This is a genomic window from Methylobacterium sp. Gmos1 (genome assembly GCF_053764715.1).
The window spans coordinates 47,460-65,730 of record NZ_JBSNCC010000023.1; the positions used below are offsets into that span (position 1 = coordinate 47,460).

An 18,271-nucleotide genomic window follows, 5' to 3' on the forward strand; every position below is an offset into this window, starting at 1 on the left:
CCCTCCCCCACAGAGGGGGGAGGGGGAACCCGCGCCTCGTCTTTCGTCGTCGGATCGGTGATACCGGCCAGCACATCCCCCTCCTCCACGGACCAAGCGATGATGTTCCTTGAACTGCGAGGCGTGTCGAAGCGGTTCGGCGGGGTGAAGGCCCTGTCCGACCTCGATTTCGACCTGGCGCGCGGCGAGATCCACTGTCTCGTCGGCGGCAACGGCTCCGGCAAGTCGACGATGATCAAGATCATCTCGGGCGTACAGAGCCCCGACCCGGGCGGGCGCATCGTGGTCGAGGGGCGCGAGCACGCCAAGCTCTCCCCCGTCGAGAGCAGCGCGCTCGGCATCCAGGTGATCTACCAGGACCTGTCGCTTTTTCCGAACCTCACGGTGGCGGAAAACATCGCCATCGCCCAGCACCGCAACCTCGCGGGGCTGGTGAACAGGAAGGCGCTGCGGGCGACGGCGGAAGCCGCGATGAAGCGCATCGACGTCGCCCTCGACCTCGACGAGCGCGTCGCCCACCTGTCGATCGCCCAGCGGCAGCTGGTGGCGATCTGCCGGGCGATCGCCGCCGATGCCCGCCTCGTCATCATGGACGAGCCGACCGCCTCGCTCACCCGCCACGAGGTCGACGCGCTCCTCGCGCTGACCCTCGAATTGAAGCGGCGCGACATCAGCGTGCTGTTCGTCAGCCACCGCTTCGACGAGGTGCTGGAGATCGCCGAGCGGGTCACGGTGATCCGCGACGGGGTGAAGCTCGGCACCTACGACGCCAAGGACATGACCGAGCAGCGCCTCGCGGTGCTGATGTCGGGCAAGTCCTTCACCTACGAGACCGCCGAGCGCGCCGTGCCGCGCGAGCGCCCGGTCCTGAGCGTCGAGGGCCTGACCAAGGCGGGCGAGTACCGCGACGTCGCCTTCTCGCTCTATCCCGGCGAGATCCTCGGCCTCACCGGTCTGCTCGGGGCCGGCCGCACCGAACTGGCACTCTCGCTCTTCGGCATGAACAAGCCGGATTCCGGCACGATCCGCATCGACGGCGAGCCAGTGACGTTACGTCACAACCGCGACGCCATCGCGCGCGGCATCGCCTACGTGCCGGAGGATCGGCTGTCGCTGTCGCTGGTCCTCGACCAGTCGATCGGCGCCAACATCACGCTTCCCGTGCTCGACACGCTCAAGGACACGCTCGGCCTGCTGCGCCGTCGCCGCGAGGCCGGGCTGATCCGCGACTGGATCCGCGGCCTGTCGATCAAGATCGGCACGCCCGACGATCCGGTGCGGACCCTGTCGGGCGGCAACCAGCAGCGGGTGGTGATCGCCAAGTGGCTCGCCACCAGGCCCCGGGTCCTGATCCTCGACAGCCCGACCGTTGGCGTCGACCTGCACGGCAAGGACGGGATCTACCAGCTGGTGAAGGATCTCGCCGCGCAAGGGCTCGCGGTGATCATGATCTCCGACGAGATCCCGGAAGTCCTCTACCATTGCGACCGCATCCTGGTGATGCGCGACGGCCGATTGAACGGGGAAGTGATGGCCCACCATGTCACCGAGCCCGAACTGAGGAGCATGGTCCATGCGTGAACAGTCACGGTGGGCGCGCGCGCCGCAGGAACTCCGGCTCGGTCTCGTCATCCTGGCGATGGTCGTCGTCCTGTCGCTGCTGCGGCCGAACTTCCTCAGCCTCCAGAACATCCTGGAGATGCTGAACGCCACCGCCTATAACGGCATCCTGGTGGCGGGCCTGCTGGTCGTGCTGATCGCCGGCGGCATCGACATCTCGTTCGCGGCGGTCGCCTCGGTGGCGCAGTACGCAGCCCTCACCGTCGCCAACGCGATGGGCGTGGGCTGGGGCGAGGTCGTCGCCATCGCGGGCGGGATCGGGCTAGCCCTCGGGCTCGTCAACGGGCTCCTCGTCAGCACGCTCGGCATCGCCAGCATCATCGTCACCATCGCCACGCAGAGCGTGATCTACGGCGTGCTCCTCACCGTGACCCGCGGCCAGGACATCTTCGCCCTGCCGGACTGGTTCTCGTCCGGGCTCGACCTCTTGGTTGTGAACGACGCCGAAGGCAACGCCTACGTGCTGAGCCTCCAGATCGTCGGGCTGGTGCTCGCCTTCGCGACCACCTGGTTCCTGCTCAACAGAACACATTTCGGCCGGCAGGTCTTCGCGCTCGGCGGCAACGCCGAGGCGGCCCGCCGCGTCGGCTTCGGGACGATGCGGCTCAACCTCCTCGTCTACGGCTATATGGGCCTCGTCGCCGGCCTCGCCTCGCTGGTGCAGGCGCAGTACACCCAGTCGGTGTCGCCCACCGCCCTTGTTGGGCGCGAACTGGAGGTCGTGGCGGCGGCCGTGCTCGGCGGCGCGAGCCTCGAGGGCGGCAGCGGCTCGGTCCTCGGCGCGATCCTCGGGCTCGCCCTCGTCGTCGTCATGAAGAACGGCCTCGCGCTGCTCGGCGTGTCGTCCTACTGGTCGGACTTCTTCACCGGCCTCGTCATCGTCGCGGCCGTCGCCGCCATGGCCTCCCGCGCCCGCCGCCGCTGGCGCGATGCTCCGGGGCTCGCCTGATGCCGAGCCTCCTGACCACGATCGGCCGCACCAACCTGCGGCTCCTCGCGCTGCTGGCCGTCCTGTGCCTCGCCGCCACCCCCCTCGTCGGCGACCGGCTGTTCGCTCCGGCGGGCCTGCGCTCGATGGCGTTCCAGCTGCCGGAGCTGGGACTGCTCTCGCTCGCCATGATGGTCGCGCTGCTGTCGGGCGGCCTCGATCTGTCGATCATCGCGACCGCGAACCTCTCCGCCCTCGCGATGGCGGCGATCCTGAAGGCGATCCCGGACGGCACGTCGGGCGCGCTCCTGCTGGCCTGGGAGGCCGGCGCGCTCGCCGGCGGGCTCGCGACCGCGGCCGTCGTCGGCGCCCTCAACGGGACCCTCATCGGCTACCTGCGCGTCTCGCCGATCCTGGCGACGCTCGGCACCATGACCCTGGTCAAGGGCCTGGCGATCGGGCTGACCCGCGGCGGCGTCGTGTCCGAGTTCCCGCCCGAGATCCTGTTTCTCGGCGGCGGCACGCTCGGCGGGGTGCCGATGCCGCTACTGCTGTTCGGGCTGGTGGCACTGGGGCTAGGAGTCCTCCTCACCCGCACGCCGTTCGGCGTCGTGGTCGCGCTGATGGGCTCGAACCAGCAGGCGGTGCGCTTCTCCGGCATCGACACGCGGGCGGCCCTTTTGAGGGTCTACGTCGTCACCGCCCTCGTCGCGGCCGCCGCCGGCTTCGTCATGCTGGCGCGCTTCAACTCGGCGAACGCCTCCTACGGCGAGAGCTACCTCCTCGTCACGATCCTCGCCTGCGTGCTCGGCGGCATCAGCCCGACCGGCGGCTTCGGCCGGGTCGGCGGGCTGGTCCTGGCGCTGGTGGTGCTGCAGCTGATCTCGACGGCCTGCGTGCTCCTCGACCTCAGCCAGTTCCTGACGCTCGCGATCTGGGGCGGGATCCTGCTTGCCGTCAGCCTGATCGCGGCGGTGCGCGACCAGCTGCGCCCGGTCCTCGCGACCTTGCGCGCGCCGCTCGTCCGCCCGCCGGAGGCGCCGGCCCGCGGTCGGGAGGAGCCGTCATGCTGAAGGGCCTCGACCGGGCCCTCTCGGCCGAGCTGCTCGGCGTCCTGATGGCGATGGGTCACGGCGACGACCTGCTGATCTGCGACGTCAACCACCCCGCCGCCAGCATCGCCCGCCATACCGTCCATGGCCGGGTGATCGACATGGCGGGCTGCGATTTGCCTCGCGCGGCCGAAGCGATCCTCTCGGTGATGCCCCTCGACACCTTCGTGCCGGCCCCCGTGTGGCGGATGCAGGTGGTGGGCGATCCCGAACGGCTGGTACCGGCCCACACCCGGATGCAGGAGGTCGTCGACCGCGCCGAGGGCCGGCCGGTCGCGGTCGAGGCCCTGGAGCGCTTCGCCTTCTACGAGGCGGGCAAGCGCGCCTTCGCGGTCGTGCGCACCGCCGATCCCGGGCCCTACGCCTGCTTCATCCTGCGCAAGGGCGTGGTGTGAGCGGTTGCTGGTACGGGCCTTGCCGGACGACAAAGCGGCGCAGCCCGCGAGGAGACGGACGCGATGAGCGACGGGATGGATCCGAGGTCGGTCGGGCCGCGGATCCGCATGATGCGGCCGAACCTGACCCCGCTGGAGGCCAAGGTCGTCGACAGCGTGTTCGAGCGGCGCGACTTCAGCGCCGAGACCGCCCTGAAGGACGTGGCGGAGGCCGCCGGCGTCTCGGAGGCGATGGTGGTCAAGATCGCCAAGAAGCTCGGCTTCTCGGGCTACCGCGACTTCCGCCAGAACGTCGCCGACTACGTCCGCGTCTCGGTCGCCGAGATGCAGGACGAGCTGTCGCCCGACGATTCCGGTGCCGAGATCGTCGGCAAGGTCTTCCGGGCCTCGATCCAGGCGCTGGAGGAGACGCTGGCCATCGCCGACGTCGCCGCCTTCGAGCGCGCCGCCGACTTCATCGCCGATGCCCGCCAGCGCGACTTCTACGGCATCGGCGGATCGGCCCAGATCGCCCGCGACGTCGCCCACAAGTTCCTGCGCATCGGCATCCGCGCCTCGGTCTACGACGACGCCCACATGATGGCGATGTCGGCGTCCTTGCTCGGTACGCGCGACGTCGCGGTCGGCTTCTCGCATACGGGTGCGACGACGGTGACGCTGGAGGCGCTGCAGATCGCCCGGCGGCGCGGCGCCCGCACCATCGCGATCACCAACTATTCGCATTCGCCCCTCGCCGAGGTGGCGGACGTGGTGCTGTGCTCGACGGCGCGCGGCTCGCCGCTGCTCGGCGAGAACGCGGCGGCGCGCATCGCGCAGCTGAGCCTCCTCGACGCGATCTTCGTGCTGGTGGCCCAGCGCGACGTCAAGTCGGCGGAGGCGAACCTCGCCCTCACGCAGGATGCGGTGCGGGCCAAGCGGCGGGTCTGATATGAGAGCGGTCGTCGCCGGAGGGGCGGCGCGACCGACGGGGCGAAGCCTTTCCGTCCGTCCCCGGGACGACCTTCCCGGCATCCTGCCCCAGGGCGTCGACATGCGAGGGTTCCCATGAGCGTCGTCATCGGTCTCGACGGGGGCACGGAGGGCATCCGGGCCGGGGTGTTCGACCTCGCCGGCCGGCCCCTCGCCTTCGCGGCGCAACCCTACGCCACCCACTTCCCGCGGCCGTCCTGGGCCGAGCAGAACCCGCAGGACTGGTGGGACGCGGCCGGGCGGGCGGTGCGCGAGGCGGTGCGAAAAGCCGGCATCGACCCCCGCGACGTCTCGGCACTCTGCGCCGACACCACCAACTGCTCGGTCGTCGCCCTCGATCGCGACGGCGTCCCGGTGCGCCCGGCCCTGATCTGGATGGACGTGCGCGCGGCCGACGAGGCCGCCCTGGTGCTCGCCACCGGCGACCCCGCGCTGATCCTCAATTCCGCCGGCGCCGGGCCGGTCTCGGCCGAGTGGATGATCCCCAAGGCGCTGTGGATCGCCCGGCACGAGCGCGCCCTGTTCGACCGCGCGGCGACGATCTGCGAGTACCAGGACTACATGAACCTGCGGATGACGGGACGGCGCGCCGCCTCGATCACCAACGCGGCGATCCGCTGGCACTACCGGTCGCGGGAGGGCGGCTACGCCCGCAGCCTGGTCGAGAGCTTGGGCATCCCCGAACTCGCGGAGAAATGGCCGGCCGACGTGCTGCCCCTCGGCGAGGTGGTGGGCGGGCTGACGCCGGAGGCCGCCGCGCATTTCGGGCTGCCGGTCGGGCTCACCGTGGCGCAGGGCGGCTCGGACGCCGAGATCGCGATGATCGGGCTGAACGTCACGGCGCCCGGCAAGCTCGCCTTCATCACCGGCTCGTCGCACCTGCATCTCGGCCTCTCGGCCGAGCCGTTCCACGGCCGCGGCATCTGGGGCACCTACGCCGACGCGGTGATCCCGGGCCTGCACGTGGTCGAGGGCGGACAGACCTCGACCGGCTCGATCGTCAACTGGCTGCGCGGCATCGTCGGCAGCGACTGGTCCTACGACGCGCTCAACGCCGAGGCCGCCGCCCTGCCGCCGGGCTCGGACGGCGTGCTGGTGCAGGACCACTTCCAGGGCAACCGCACCCCGCACACCGACGCGGCCTCGCGCGGCGCCTTCACCGGGCTCACCCTCGCCCATGGCCGCGCCCACCTGTTTCGCGCCGCGATGGAGGGCGTGGCGTTCGGCACGGAATTCATCTTCGAGACGATGCGGGAGGGCGGCTACCGCCCCGAGGAGATCGTGATCTGCGGCGGCGCGACCCGCTCCGACCTCTGGATGCAGATCCACGCCGACGTCTGCGGCCAGCCCCTCACCGTGACCGAAGTCGGCGACGCGCCCGCACTCGGCAGCGCCATCCTGGCGGCGAAGGCGGCGGGCCATTTCGCCTCGATCGAGGAGGCGGCCGGCGCGATGGTGCACGTCTCCCGCCGCATCGAGCCGAATGCCTCGGCGCACGCGCAGTACCGGCCGGTCTACGAGCGCTACAAGCAGGCCTACCACGCGCTCGCGGCCTTTCGCGGCTGATCGGGGGCGCCCGCGCCCCCGGCCCGTCAGATCTGCGGGCGGGACCCTCTCGCCGGATCGTCGGAGCGCCTATCTGTTGCTGCGCAACAGCGGAGACGCGCCCGATGAGCGACCAAGCCGATTACGTGCCGCCGAAGGTCTGGACCTGGGACAAGGAGAGCGGCGGCCGCTTCGCCAGCATCAATCGCCCGATCGCGGGCGCGACGCACGACAAGCCGCTGCCTGTCGGCAAGCACCCGCTCCAGCTCTACTCGCTCGGCACGCCGAACGGCCAGAAGGTCACGATCCTGCTGGAGGAGCTTCTGGCGCTCGGGCACACGGGCGCCGAGTACGATGCCTGGCTCATCCACATCGGCAACGGCGACCAGTTCGGCTCCGGCTTCGTCGAGGCCAACCCGAACTCGAAGATCCCGGCCCTCGTCGATCGCAGCGGCGCGAACCCGATCCGGGTCTTCGAGTCGGGCGCCATCCTGACCTATCTGGCGGAAAAGTTCGGCGCCTTCCTGCCGACCGAGCCGGCGGCACGGGCCGAGACACTGTCCTGGCTGTTCTGGCAGATGGGCTCGGCGCCGTTCCTCGGCGGCGGCTTCGGCCACTTCTACGCCTACGCGCCGAAGAAGTTCGAGTACCCGATCAACCGCTACGCCATGGAAGCCAAGCGCCAGCTCGACGTGCTCGACCGGCGGCTCGCCGAGCACGAATTCATCGCCGGTGACACCTACACCATCGCCGACATGGCGATCTGGCCCTGGTACGGCGGCGTGGTGAAGGGCTGGCTCTACGAGGCGGCCGAGTTCCTGGACGTCCAGAGCTACCGCAATGTCCTGCGCTGGGCCGACCAGCTCTTCGCCCGCCCGGCGGTGCAGCGTGGGCGCAAGGTCAACCGCATCAACGGCGACCCGGCCGACCAGCTCCACGAGCGGCATGATGCGGGGGACTTCGAGACGAAGACGCAGGACAAGGTGGGTGGGACGCAGGGGTAATGCGACACTTCCTTGATCTGCCGCTCTGCTCGTAGAACGCGCGATCCCCTCTCCAGGCGGTGCCGGGCTTGCCAAGTGATCCTTGCCCGGTATCGCCTGGAGAGCGAAGATGCGCTGCGTATTGACTTGAATGGAATCACGGCAGCCGGGTCTTATTGGAGAAGACGTTACATCCTCGGGTCCTACGACATCACGTCGACAGTCGCGCGCCACCGCGTTTCGCCGGAACGACCGCGCCCCCCTCCCCCGCCAGCAAACCCTCCACCGAACTCTCCACCAGCGTGACGTGCCGCAGCATCGCCGCGTGCGCCTGCGCCGCCTGGCCCGCCAGGATCGCCGCCACCACCGCGCCGTGCTCCGCGTGCGAGCGGGCGAGGCGGCCCTTCAAGCGGAACTGCGCCTCGCGATAGGGCTGGAGGCGCCGGCGCAGACCCGAGGCGAAGTCGGCCAGCACCGAGTTGTGGGCACCGGCGTAGATCGCGCCGTGGAAGGCCGTGTTGGCCTGCGCGTAGGCCGCACCATCGCCCGCCCGGGCAAGCTCGCCCATCGCATCGTGCAGGGCGTCGAGGCGGCGGCGCTCGAGCGGGCTCATCGATTGGGCGGCAAGCCGCGCGCAGGTCGCCTCGATCTCCGCCATGGCGACGAACAATTCGGCGAGTTGCCCGGCCGTCACCTGCGCCACCACCGCGCCGCGGCGCGGGCGTACCTCGACGAGGCCCGACGTGCCGAGCTGGCGCAGGGCCTCGCGCACCGGCGTGCGCGACACCCCGTACTGGTCGGCGAGCGCCTGCTCGTCGAGGCGGCTGCCCGGCGCGAGCACGCCGGTGACGATCGCCTCGGCGATCTCCGCCGCCAGCCGCTCGGTCCGCGTCTGTCCTGGCGCCTCGTCCATCCCGCCCCCGTCGTCCCTCGGTCCCAACCCTGCCGCATCGGAAGGCCGCAAGCCTGCCTGAAATTGCGGCGGCAGCGCACAAACTCCATGCGTGCAACATCGCGCGAATGCATGCACTCTACAGGAGTTGCATGCAAATTCCGGTCCCGGTCCGAACCTTGCCTCGTCGTCGGCGGATGCCCGCCGGCGCGGGTGTCCGATCCCTCTCGAACCGATGAAGGTTTCGCGCCGCATGATCACCCGCCGCACCGCGCTTGCCGCCGGTCTCGCCGCGCCGTTCGTGGTGCGCCGCGAGGCGAGCGCGCAGAACCCGACCCGGAACGAGACCCTCCTCCTGGTCCAGGAATACGGGCCGAACTCCCTCGACATGCAGGGCATCGGCGCTTCGCAGCCGGTGAACGGGGTGGCGCTCAACTGCTACGACCGGCTCCTGCGCTTCAAGCCGGTGCCGATTCCGGGCGGCGGCGGCAACGCCGTGAAGATGGGCGAACTGGAGGGGGAGCTCGCCGAGAGCTGGCAGGTCGCCTCCGACGGGATGAGCTGCACCTTCAAGCTTCGCGACGCCAAGTTCCATTCCGGCCGGCCGGTGACGGCGAAGGACGTGAAGTGGTCCCTCGACCGGGCGGTGTCGATCGGGGGCTTCGCCACCACGCAGATGAATGCCGGCTCGCTGGAGAAGCCCGAGCAGTTCGTGGCGCTGGACGACAGGACGTTCCGCATCGACTTCGTCCGCAAGGACAAGATGACGATGTCGAACCTCGCCGTCACGATTCCCTTCGTGATCGACGCGGAACTGGCGAAAGCCAACGGAGGCGGCGACCCCTGGGCGAAGGAGTGGCTGAAGAACAACGTCGCGGGCTCGGGCGCCTACCGGGTCGAGAGCTGGAAGCCCGGCGTCGAGACGATCTACGCCCGCAACGGCGCCTGGGCGTCGGGCAAGCTGCCGCAGCTGCGCCGGGTCATCGCCCGCGACATCGCCTCGCCGTCGACCCGCCGGGCGCTGATCGAGAAGGGCGACGCCGACATCTCGTACGGGCTGCCGCCGAAGGACTTCAAGGACCTGATCGACGCCGGCAAGATCAAGGTCGTCGGCGTGCCGATCCCGAACGGCGTCTGGTCGGTCTACCTCAACACCGCCGTCGGGCCGTTCACGGACGTGCGCCTGCGCCAGGCAGTGGCCTGGGTGCTGCCCTACGAGAAGATCCTCCAGGCCTCGCTGTTCGGTCGCGGCCTCGACATGTCGGGCGGGCCGGAGACGCCGCGGGTCGCCTGGCCGCAGCCCTATCCGTACAAGACCGATCCGGCGAAGGCGAAGGCCCTGGTCCAGGCGGCGGCGCCCGGCGGGCTCACGACGACGCTCCTGTTCGATGCCGGCAACGCCACGGTGGCCGAGCCGATGGCGGTCCTGATCAAGGAAGCGCTCGCCGGCATCGGCATCACCGTCGAGATCGGCAAGATTCCCGGCGCCAATTTTCGCGGCGAGATCGCGAAGAAGACCAACCCGATGGTGCTCAACCGCTTCGCCGGCTGGCTCGATTACCCGGACTACTACCTGTTCTGGACCCTGCACGGGGCGAACTCGATCTTCAACATCGCCTCGTACCAGAACCCGGCGCTCGACAAGCTGATCGACACCGCCCGCTTCACCGAGGATCCGGCGGTCTACCAGAAGAGCGTGATCGACTTCGTCTCGCTCGCCGAGCGCGAGGTGCCGATGGTGCCGATCGCCCAGCCGACTCACGACGTCGCGATGCAGCGCACGATCAACGGATACCAGTTCCAGCCGTGCCGGGAGCCGGACTTCCGGTATCTCACGAAGGGGACGGCGTCGTGAGGGGGTGGCGGGACTCCGATCGGTGGGGATTTTCCCTTCCGATGACTGTCCGGTGAAGAACGTGGCGCGGGTCGTCTCCTCTCCCCGCGGGCGGGGAGAGGGCTGTTCCGCCGTTCAGGAGGAACAGCGAGCCCGCAGGGCGAGGGTGAGGGGGTGGTTCCGGAGGAGCCTCACGCGTCGAGACCCCCTCACCCTCGCTCCGGCTGCGCCTCCGCTTGCCGCGTCACCTGGACGGTGACGCGGCCCTCTCCCCGCCCGCGGGGAGAGGGGAAATCCAGCGCCTCTTCTTTCCCAGACAGCATTTCGGGAAAGGGCGAGGCCCGCACCCAAGGACTACCGGCATCACACCCAGGAGGGCCACACGATGCTGCGCACGCTCCTCGACCGCCTCGCCACCACGCTCCCGGCGCTTGCCGGCGTCGTCGTGGTGTCGTTCCTGCTCACCCGGGTCCTGCCCGGCGACACCGCGGCCTATTTCGCCGGGCCGGCCGCGACGCCCGAGGCGATCGCCCAGATCCGCACCGAGCTCGGCCTCGACCGGCCGCTGCCGGAGCAGTTCGCCCGTTACGTCGCCGACCTCGCCCGGGGCGATCTCGGCCGCTCGCTCACCACCGGACAGCCGGTGACGGTGGACCTGGGGAGCCGGCTGCCGGCCTCCGCCGAGCTGACCCTGTTCGGCCTCGTCCTCTCGCTCGTCGTCGCGATCCCGCTGGGCGTCGCCGCGGCGCTGAGACAAGGCTCGCTCGTCGATCACGCCTGCCGGGTGGTGGCGACGGCCGGCGTGTCGCTGCCGGTGTTCTTCACCGGGCTCCTCCTCGTCTACGCCTTCTACTTCGTCCTCGGCTGGGCCCCGGCCCCGCTGGGACGCCTCGACGCCTTCGCCTCGCCCCCGCCGACCCGCACCGGCTTCTTCCTCATCGACAGCCTGGTCGCGGGCGATTTCGAGACCTTCCGGGCGGCGCTCGCCCAGATCGCGCTCCCGGGCCTGACGCTCGCGATCTTCGCGCTCGCGCCCATCGCCCGCATCACCCGGGCGGCGATGCTGGCGGTCCTCGCCGCGGAATTCGTGCGCACCGCCCGGGCCGCCGGCCTGTCGAGCCGGCGGGTCGTGGTGACCTACGCGCTGCGCAACGCGCTCCTGCCGGTGGTGACGACGCTCGGCATGGTGTTCTCCTTCCTCCTCGGCGCCAACGTCCTGGTCGAGAAGGTGTTTGCCTGGCCGGGCGTCGGCTCCTACGCGGTCGAGGCGCTGATCGCCTCCGACTTCGCCCCCGTCCAGGGCTTCGTGCTCGCCATGGCGCTGCTCTACACATTGCTCAACCTCCTGATCGACCTCGCCTACGGGCTGATCGACCCGCGCGTGAGGGCGAACCCATGAGCGCCACCGGCTCCCCCGCCCTCGGCGCCGCGCGGCCCCGCAGCGGCCTGTCCGCGACGCTCGCGCACGCCGCCTCGGTCGTGTCCGGCAACCCGGTCACGGGCTTCGCCTTCGCGCTGCTGCTGGGCCTCGTCGCCTGCGCCCTGGTCGGCCCCTCGCTCGTGCCCTACGACCCGCTGGCCTCCGACACGTCGGTGGCGCTCCAGGCCCCGACCTGGGCCCACCCCTTCGGCACCGACCAGCTCGGGCGCGACATCCTCTCGCGGGTGGTGGTGGCGGCCCGGCTCGATCTCGCCATCGCGGTCTTCTCGGTGGCGCTGGTCTTCGTCGCCGGCGGGCTCGCCGGGATCATGGCCGGGTTCTTCGGCGGCTGGACCGACCGGATCGTCGGGCGGCTCGCCGACACCATCATGGCCTTCCCGCTCTTCGTCCTGGCGATGGGCATCGTGGCTGCGCTCGGCAACACCGTCGGCAACATCGTGCTCGCCACCGCCATCATCAACTTCCCGCTCTATGCCCGCCTCGCCCGGGCCGAGGCCGCGCAGCGGCGCAATGCCGGCTTCGTCCTGGCGGCCAGGCTTACCGGCAACACCGACCTGCGCATCGTGCTCACCAGCATCCTGCCCAACATCCTGCCGATCATGATGGTGCAGATGTCGCTCACCATGGGCTACGCGATCCTCAACGCCGCCGGCCTGTCCTTCATCGGGCTCGGCGTGCGGCCCCCGACCCCGGAATGGGGGATCATGGTGGCGGAGGGCGCGAGCTTCATCGTCTCGGGCGAGTGGTGGATCGCGCTTTTCCCGGGCCTCGCGCTGATGCTCGCGGTGTTCTGCTTCAACCTCATCGGCGATGGGCTTCGCGACATCGTCGACCCCCAGAGGCGCACGTGACCGCGATCCCGCTCCTCGCCATCCGCGACCTCACGGTCGAGTTCGCCACCCGCCGCGGGCCGGTCCAGGCGGTGCGCCAGGTCGACGTGACGGTCGCCAAGGGCGAGACCGTCGGCATCGTCGGCGAGTCGGGCTCGGGCAAGTCGGTCACCTCCTACGCGGTGATGCGCATCCTCGACCGGGCCGGGCGGATCGCCGGCGGCGCGGTCGATTTCACCGGCATCGACCTGCGCGCCGCGACCGAGCGCCAGATGCGCGACCTGCGCGGGCGGGAGATCTCGATGATCTTCCAGAATCCCCGCGCCGCCCTCAACCCGATCCGCAAGGTCGGCCACCAGATCGAGGACGTGCTGCGCCAGCACGCCGAGGCCGGCTCTGGCGACGCGAAGGCGAAGGCCATCGCGGCGCTCGAACAGGTCAAGATCGCGCGCGCGGCCGAGCGCTACCACGCCTACCCGTTCGAGCTCTCGGGCGGGATGTGCCAGCGGGTGGTGATCGCGCTCGCGCTCGCCTGCCGGCCCCAGCTCCTCATCGCCGACGAGCCGACCACCGGCCTCGACGTGACGACCCAGAAGGCGGTGATGGACCTCGTCACCGCGCTCACCCGCGAGCGCGGCATGTCGACGGTGCTCATCACCCACGATCTCGGCCTCGCGGCGACCTATTGCGACCGGATCGCCGTGATGGAGCAGGGCCGGGTCGTCGAGACCGCGCCGGCGGAGACGATCTTCCGCGCGCCCTCCCACGCCTATACCCGCAAGCTGATGCAGGCGACGCCCCGCCCCGGCGTGACCCTGCGCGACCTCCTGCCCGCGGGCGCGCCGGCCGCCCCCCTGGAGCGGGCGGACGCCGCGGGGGCGCCGCTGCTGGCGGTCTCGGGGCTCGTCAAGGAGTATCCCCGCGCCAAGGCCGGGCTCCTGACCCGCAAGGCGACGGAAGCGCCGTTCCGGGCGGTCGATGCTTTGAGCTTCACGGTCGCGCGCGGCGAGAGCGTCGGGCTCGTCGGCGAATCGGGCTGCGGCAAGTCCACCACCTCGACGATGGTGATGCGCCTCGCCGACCCGACCGCGGGCTCGATCCTGTTCTCCGGCGAGGAGATCGGCCGCGTCCCGGCCTCGCGCTTCGCGCGCCATCCGCTGCGGCCGAAGATCCAGATGGTCTTCCAGGATCCGACCGAATCCCTCAACCCGCGCTGGACCGCCGCCCGCGCCATCGCCGACCCGCTCCTGCGCTTCCGCACCGTGACGGGCAGCGGGGCGATCCGGGCGCGGTGCGAGGAGCTGGCCCGCCTCGTCGGCCTGCCGGTCGATCTCCTCGACCGCTTCCCGCACCAGCTCTCCGGCGGCCAGAAGGCGCGGGTCGGCATCGCACGGGCGATCGCGCCCTCCCCCGACCTCGTGATCCTCGACGAGCCGACCGCGGCCCTCGACGTCTCGGTCCAGGCGGTGGTGCTGAACCTGCTCGCCGACCTCAAGCAGGCGCTCGGCATGAGCTACCTCTTCGTCAGCCACGACCTCCAGGTGGTGCGGATGCTGTGCGACCGGGTGATCGTGATGCGCGCCGGCCGCATCGTCGAGGAGGGGCCGACGGCGCAGGTCTTGGGGGCGCCGCAGGCCGAGTACACCCGCGCGCTGCTCGCGGCGATCCCCCATCCACCCGTGTGAGGCTCGACGATGACGACATCCCCCCTCCCCCTCGACGATGACACTGCCGGCGCGGTGGTCGACGCGATGATGCCGCTCGTCGGCATCCCGATGGCGCCCGAGTGGCGCGAGACGGTGATCGCCAGCGTCAAGGCGACGGCCGCCGCCGCGCGGCTCGTGCTCGACTTCCCCCTCGACGACGCCGTCGAGCCGGCGCCGGTGTTCCAGGCCGGCGGATCCCTCGCATGAGCGCCCCCGACACAGCCGCCGCTATCGCCGCCGCCGTGGCGGCGGGCCGGCTCACCGCCGCCGCCGCGGTCGAGACCGCGCTCGCGCGGATCGCCGCGATCGATCCCGCCGTCAACGCCTTCACCGACGTGACCGCCGCGCGCGCCCGCGCCCGCGCCGCCGCGATCGACGCGGGCCTCGCCGCCGGCGAGGCGCCGGGCCCGCTCACGGGTGTGCCCTTCGCGGTCAAGAACCTGTTTGATGTCGAGGGCCTTGCGACCCGCGCCGGCTCGAAGATCAACCGCGAGCGTGATCCTGCCGCCCGCGACGGTGCCCTGGTGCGGCGGCTGGAGGCGGCCGGCGCGGTCCTGGTCGGCGCGCTCAACATGGGCGAGTATGCCTACGACTTCACCGGCGAGAACGCCCATGACGGCCCCTCGCGCAACCCGCACGACTGCGAGCGGATGTCCGGCGGCTCGTCGGGCGGCTCGGGCGCGGCGGTAGCGGCCGGGCTCGTGCCGCTCGCCCTGGGCTCGGACACCAACGGGTCGATCCGGGTGCCCTCGGCCTTCTGCGGCACCTTCGGGTTGAAGCCCACCTTCGGCCGGCTGTCGCGGGCCGGCTCGTTCCCGTTCGTCGCGAGCTTCGACCATCTCGGGCCGCTTGCCCGCTCGGTCGCCGATCTCGCCCTGTCCTACGATGCGATGCAGGGCGCGGATCCCGACGATCCCTGGCAGACGCCGCGGGCGTTCGAGCCGGTGTCGGACGCGCTCGCCCGGGGCACGACCGGTCTGCGCGTCGCGGTCGCCGGCGGCTACTTCGCCCGGTGCGGCGAGCCCGACTGCTTCACGGCGGTGGCGCGCGCCGCCGAGGCGGTGGGCGCCACCCGTACGATCGAGATCCCCGAGGCCGCCCGGGCGCGTGCCGCGGCCTTCGTCATCACCGCCTCCGAGGCGGCGGGCCTCCACCTCGACCGGCTCCGCGCGCGCCCCGGCGACTACGACCCGGCGGTGCGCGACCGGCTGATCGCCGGCACGACGATCCCCGCCGCCTGGGTCCACCGCGCCCAGCGCTTCCGCAGCTGGTACCGGGCGCGGGTGCTGGCCCTGTTCGACGAGGTCGACGTGATCCTCGCCCCCTGCACGCCGTGCCGGGCGCTGCGGATCGGGCAGGCGACGATGGAGCTCGACGGCGTCACGGTGCCGGCGCGGCCGAATATCGGGGTGTTCACCCAGCCGATCTCGTTCATCGGCCTGCCGGTCGTGGCGGTGCCGGTGCGGGTCGGGGGCGGGCTGCCGCTCGCCGTGCAGGTGATCGCGGCGCCGTGGCGGGAGGACCTGGCCCTGCGCGTCGCCGGGGCGATCGAGGCGGCGGGGGTGGGAGCGGCGCCGGTGGCGGAGTGACGGCTCGTCCGGCGGGCACGCTGCACACCCAGTCTTGTCGTCTTGATCCCACCCACACCCTCATCCTGGGGTGGTGGGTGGGATGAACCCGCACAGCCATTGATTTGCGAAGACAGGGAGCCTCCCATGGACATCGACCATCCCGACGTGAAGGCGGAGGTCGAGGCGGCCTTCGCCGCCTACGAAACCGCCCTCGTCACCAACGACGTGCCGACCCTCGAGGCCCTGTTCTGGGACGATCCCCGCACCATCCGCTACGGTACGGCTGAAAACCTCTACGGCATGGATGCGATCCGGGCGTTCCGGCGGGCACGCTCGCCCGTCGGGGTCGAGCGCCGCATCGGCGAGACCGTCATCACCACCTTCGGGCGCGACTTCGCCACCGCCTCGACGCTGTTCTGGCGCGAGGCGCATCCCGGCAAAGTCGGGCGCCAGATGCAGTCCTGGGCGCGCCTGCCAGAGGGCTGGCGGGTCGTCGCCGCGCATGTCAGCCTGATCGACGAGGTGCCGGCGTGAGCCCCTTCCCCCTCACCCTCGCCCAGTACCGGGAGGCCTACGCCTCGGGCGCGCTCACGCCGGCCGAGGCGGTGCGCGAGGTCTACCGGCGCGTCGCGGCGCAGGCCGATCCGGCGGTCTTCATCACCCTGCGGCCCAAGGCCGAGGTGATCGCAGAGGCCGGGACCCTGCCGGCGGGCCCGCTCCACGGCATCCCGGTCGCCGTGAAGGACAACATCGCGGTTGCGGGCCTGCCCACCACCTGCGCCTGCCCCGATTACGGGACGATCGCTGCGGAGGACGCCGCGGTGGTGGCGCGGCTGCGGCAGGCCGGGGCGCTCGTCATCGGCAAGACCAACCTCGACCAGTTCGCCACCGGCCTCGTCGGCGTGCGCTCGCCCTACGGCGTGCCGCGCAACACCCTCGATCCGGCGCTCGTGCCCGGCGGCTCGTCGTCGGGCTCGGGCGTCGCCGTGGCGGCCGGGCTCGTGCCGCTGGCGCTCGGCACCGACACCGCCGGCTCCGGCCGGGTGCCGGCGGGCCTCAACAATATCGTCGGGCTCAAGCCCACCCTCGGCGCGCTCTCGACCCGCGGCGTCGTGCCGGCCTGCCGGACACTCGACTGCGTCTCGGTCTTCGCGCTCACCGTCGCGGACGCCTTCGAGGGCTTTTCCGCACTCGCCGGGTACGACGCCGCCGATCCGTTCTCGCGCGCCCTGCCGGCCGGGCGGCCGGGCCCGGTTCTGAAACGGATCGGGGTGCCGGACGCGGCGAGCCGGCGCTTCTTCGGCGACCATCTCTCCGAGGCGGCCTTCGGCGCGAGCCTCGCCGATCTCGAGGCGCTGGGGGCGGTCCTGGTGCCCGTCGACCTGACCCCGTTCTTTGCCACCGCCGCACTCCTCTACGACGGGCCGTGGGTGGCCGAGCGCTGGGAGGCGATCCGCGGCTTCATCACCGAGCGGCCGGAGGCGCTGCACCCGGTCACCCGCGCCATCACCGAGCGGGCGACCGCCTTCTCGGCCGCCGACGCCTTCGCGGGCCGCTACCGGCTGGCGGAGCTGCGCCGGGCCACCGAGCCGGTCTGGCAGACCATCGATGCCCTGTGCGTGCCGACCTTCCCGCGTCCGCAGACACTCGCGGCGCTCGCCGCCGATCCGGTCGGCCCCAATGCCGAACTCGGCACCTACACCAACTTCGTCAACTTGCTCGATCTCTGCGCGCTGGCAGTGCCGGGCCGGCCCCGCGCCGACGGCTGGCCCGCCGGCGTGACGCTGATCGCCCCGGCGGGCCGGGACGCGGCCCTCGTGCCCCTCGGCGACGCCCTCCACCGCGCCGGCGGCACGCCGATGGGCGCGACCGGCGCGCTCCTGCCGCCGGCGCCCGAGCCGGGTCCCTTACGCGCGATGGACGACGAGATCGAGCTGGTGGTCGTCGGCGCGCACCTGTCGGGCCTGCCGCTCAACGGCGAACTGACCGGGCTCGGCGCCCGGTTCCTGCGGGCGGCCGAGACCGCGCCCGACTACCGGCTCTACGCCCTGCCGGGCGCGGGCCCGCGCCGTCCGGGCCTGGTGCGGGTGGCGGCGGGCTCAGGCACCGCGATCGCCACCGAGGTCTGGGCGCTCACGCCGGAGGCCTTCGGCCGCTTCGTCGCGGCGATCCCCGCCCCCCTCGGCATCGGCACCCTGCGGCTCTCCGACGGCACGGCGCCGAAGGGATTCCTGTGCGAGCCGGAGGGCGTGCGCGAGGCCGAGGACGTGTCGGCCCACGGGGGATGGCGGGCCTACCTGGCGGCGGGCCGGACCGGCTGAGCCAGACTCTGGGTGTCACGGCGGCTCGTCGCGCCCGACCGTCGTGACACCCTCCTGGTCATCCCGGGGCCGCGAGAGCGGAGCCCGGAATGACATCCAGCGTGTCAGGACTACCAGGCGAACG

The 18,271-nt window shown here is 71.6% G+C and carries 16 protein-coding genes; 15 read left to right on the top strand and 1 reads right to left on the bottom strand.

Translation table 11 applies throughout. The annotated features are described in order from the left end of the window. Positions 1–99 precede the first annotated feature (99 nt). The 7 genes from ACS5PV_RS28350 (at position 100) to yghU (ending at position 7,573) form a co-directional block, all read left to right on the top strand. The gene (locus tag ACS5PV_RS28350) at positions 100–1,581 is read left to right on the top strand and encodes a sugar ABC transporter ATP-binding protein (protein ID WP_455398671.1); all 1,482 of its coding nucleotides are present in this window, start codon (positions 100–102) and stop codon (positions 1,579–1,581) included. Next, a complete protein-coding gene (locus ACS5PV_RS28355) occupies positions 1,574–2,569 on the top strand; it encodes an ABC transporter permease (protein WP_455398672.1) in 996 nt (331 codons plus the stop codon). Before ACS5PV_RS28350 ends, ACS5PV_RS28355 begins: the two co-directional genes overlap by 8 nt. Further along, positions 2,569–3,621 (top strand): ABC transporter permease, encoded by a 1,053-nt coding sequence (locus ACS5PV_RS28360; protein WP_455398673.1) that lies wholly within the window; start codon positions 2,569–2,571, stop codon positions 3,619–3,621. Before ACS5PV_RS28355 ends, ACS5PV_RS28360 begins: the two co-directional genes overlap by 1 nt. After that, positions 3,615–4,055 carry an RbsD/FucU family protein gene (locus ACS5PV_RS28365; RefSeq protein ID WP_455398674.1) on the top strand — a complete coding sequence of 147 codons (441 nt, stop codon included), beginning with the start codon at positions 3,615–3,617 and terminating at the stop codon, positions 4,053–4,055. Before ACS5PV_RS28360 ends, ACS5PV_RS28365 begins: the two co-directional genes overlap by 7 nt. Before the next feature lie 63 nt (positions 4,056–4,118). Continuing rightward, the gene (locus ACS5PV_RS28370; protein WP_455398675.1) at positions 4,119–4,982 is read left to right on the top strand and encodes a MurR/RpiR family transcriptional regulator; all 864 of its coding nucleotides are present in this window, start codon (positions 4,119–4,121) and stop codon (positions 4,980–4,982) included. 117 nt (positions 4,983–5,099) lie between these two features. Next, complete coding sequence (locus ACS5PV_RS28375) at positions 5,100–6,590, top strand: FGGY-family carbohydrate kinase (protein ID WP_455398676.1); 1,491 nt, start codon at positions 5,100–5,102, stop codon at positions 6,588–6,590. A 104-nt stretch (positions 6,591–6,694) separates the two neighbouring features. Beyond that, positions 6,695–7,573 (top strand): glutathione-dependent disulfide-bond oxidoreductase, encoded by an 879-nt coding sequence (gene yghU, locus ACS5PV_RS28380; RefSeq protein WP_455398677.1) that lies wholly within the window; start codon positions 6,695–6,697, stop codon positions 7,571–7,573. Between the two features lie 190 nt (positions 7,574–7,763). Here the strand turns inward: yghU and ACS5PV_RS28385 are convergent, their stop codons facing one another. Continuing rightward, positions 7,764–8,465 carry a GntR family transcriptional regulator gene (locus ACS5PV_RS28385; RefSeq protein ID WP_455398678.1) on the bottom strand — a complete coding sequence of 234 codons (702 nt, stop codon included), beginning with the start codon at positions 8,463–8,465 and terminating at the stop codon, positions 7,764–7,766. Positions 8,466–8,679: 214 nt separating this feature from the next. Here ACS5PV_RS28385 and ACS5PV_RS28390 point away from each other — a divergent pair, with 214 nt between their 5' ends. The 8 genes from ACS5PV_RS28390 to atzF all read left to right on the top strand — a co-directional run bounded on the left by ACS5PV_RS28390 (position 8,680) and on the right by atzF (position 18,147). After that, positions 8,680–10,299, top strand: coding sequence for an ABC transporter substrate-binding protein (locus ACS5PV_RS28390; RefSeq protein WP_455398679.1), 1,620 nt, complete (start codon positions 8,680–8,682; stop codon positions 10,297–10,299). A gap of 364 nt (positions 10,300–10,663) precedes the next feature. Then, a complete protein-coding gene (locus ACS5PV_RS28395) occupies positions 10,664–11,677 on the top strand; it encodes an ABC transporter permease (protein ID WP_455398680.1) in 1,014 nt (337 codons plus the stop codon). Beyond that, positions 11,674–12,570, top strand: coding sequence for an ABC transporter permease (locus ACS5PV_RS28400; RefSeq protein WP_455398681.1), 897 nt, complete (start codon positions 11,674–11,676; stop codon positions 12,568–12,570). Before ACS5PV_RS28395 ends, ACS5PV_RS28400 begins: the two co-directional genes overlap by 4 nt. After that, the gene (locus tag ACS5PV_RS28405) at positions 12,567–14,234 is read left to right on the top strand and encodes a dipeptide ABC transporter ATP-binding protein (protein ID WP_455398682.1); all 1,668 of its coding nucleotides are present in this window, start codon (positions 12,567–12,569) and stop codon (positions 14,232–14,234) included. The genes ACS5PV_RS28400 and ACS5PV_RS28405 overlap by 4 nt, the downstream gene beginning before the upstream one ends. A 9-nt stretch (positions 14,235–14,243) precedes the next feature. Further along, on the top strand, positions 14,244–14,462 hold the full coding sequence (locus ACS5PV_RS28410) for a DUF4089 domain-containing protein (protein WP_455398683.1): 219 nt from the start codon (positions 14,244–14,246) through the stop codon (positions 14,460–14,462). Continuing rightward, the gene (locus ACS5PV_RS28415; protein WP_455398684.1) at positions 14,459–15,844 is read left to right on the top strand and encodes an AtzE family amidohydrolase; all 1,386 of its coding nucleotides are present in this window, start codon (positions 14,459–14,461) and stop codon (positions 15,842–15,844) included. The genes ACS5PV_RS28410 and ACS5PV_RS28415 overlap by 4 nt, the downstream gene beginning before the upstream one ends. A 126-nt stretch (positions 15,845–15,970) precedes the next feature. After that, a complete protein-coding gene (hpxZ, locus tag ACS5PV_RS28420; protein ID WP_455398685.1) occupies positions 15,971–16,360 on the top strand; it encodes an oxalurate catabolism protein HpxZ in 390 nt (129 codons plus the stop codon). After that, a complete protein-coding gene (gene atzF / locus ACS5PV_RS28425; RefSeq protein ID WP_455398686.1) occupies positions 16,357–18,147 on the top strand; it encodes an allophanate hydrolase in 1,791 nt (596 codons plus the stop codon). Before hpxZ ends, atzF begins: the two co-directional genes overlap by 4 nt. The last annotated feature ends 124 nt before the right edge of the window (positions 18,148–18,271 follow it).